Annotated in this window: 1 pseudogene; it reads right to left on the reverse strand. The window is 58.8% G+C overall.

Annotated features, from left to right (window positions below):
• Positions 1 to 57: 57 nt before the first annotated feature.
• Positions 58 to 1,245 (reverse strand): annotated as a pseudogene (locus AC3WWH_RS34755) (ISNCY family transposase); the annotation flags it as partial.
• Between the last annotated feature and the right edge of the window lie 164 nt (positions 1,246 to 1,409).

Below are 1,409 nucleotides of genomic sequence, written 5' to 3' on the forward strand. Positions count from 1 at the left end.
ATACGGTCATCCCGACCGCGACATAAGAATCTCATCCAGATTGTCGCCGCCGTCTCATCCTGATCGCCGCGCTATAGTGATCGCCGCATGCGTCACCCGCTGGTCCTTATCGAACATCTGGTAGGGCAGGGAATGGCCTTTCCACCGCACATCCAATCGACCATCGGCATAGGCATAGGTCTCGACATAGCGACCAGCCAAGCCGCGTGTCACCTCGGTCTCCTCGAGCATGATCCGCTGGCGCTCGAACGAAAACGTCAGCTGCGATCCAACATAGCGCTGCTCACGTTTGCACAGGACGTCGCGCAACCGATCCGGGGCGAGATTCAGCGGGCGGTGCAGGTCATCGGGTCGGGCAGGGACGATCGCAAACCGCGCGTTGTAGTGCTCTATGAAGCCCGGCAAAAACCTATTGCCAGCCTCCATGTCGTCGATACCCGCCAGCCGTAATTCCTTGACCAGGCGATCTTGCAGCGTCCGGTTCATCCGCTCGACGCGACCTTTGGCCTGACTGGAGTTTGCGCAAAGAATCTCGATGTTTAGCTCTGAGAGTGCACGCCCGAACTGCGTCATGCCCTGGCCACCCCTGGCATCCTTCTTCGCCACCCGAAACACCGAATGCTTGTCGGAATAAAAGGCGACAGGTGCCCCATGATGCTCAAGGTAAAGCGCCAGCGCTTCAAAGTAGGTGAAGGCGCTTTCCGAGCGCACAAACCGCAACTGCATCAACCTGCCCGTCGCATCATCGACGAACACCAGTAGCGAGCACGGCGGCCCGCGATCCTCAAACCAACGATGCTCCGACCCGTCGATCTGCACCAGCTCGCCATAGGCCTCGCGTCGCAAGCGTGGCTGATGAAACGTCCGCCGCTGCTTGCGCGACAGCCAGAGGCCGTCGTCCGACATCCATTGGCGCAGCGTCTCGCGCGACACCCGCAACCCATCGCGCTCGGCCAGCTTCTCGGCTGCCAAGGTCGGACCAAAGTCCACATAGCGTTCGCGAACGACCGTCACCGCATAATCCCGAACACCGTCGCTGATCCGATTGTTCGAGGGCCGGCCGATTGCCTTATGCCGGATCGAAGCCGCACCGCCGGTGTTGATCCGCTCCAGCAACCGACGCACCTGGCGGGTGCTCAGCTCAAGCACGCGCGCCGCCGACGCCAACGTCATGCGTCCGGCGATCACTTTCGACAAAACCTCAATCCGCTGCAGATCGCGTTCGCTCATCGCAATCAATCCCATCCGCAATCTCCCAGGTCAGCAAAACCCGGGGAGAGTGACATTCCAACTTTGCAGGATCAGGACACTTTAACTTTGCGGCTACACACGATGTCACAGCTAATTAAAGATGAGACAAAGTAATCAACTTAGAAACGCGACGCCATCCTAATCATTATTACTTCGTT

It is taken from the genome of Ensifer sp. EB106-03-01-XG145 (genome assembly GCF_058792075.1).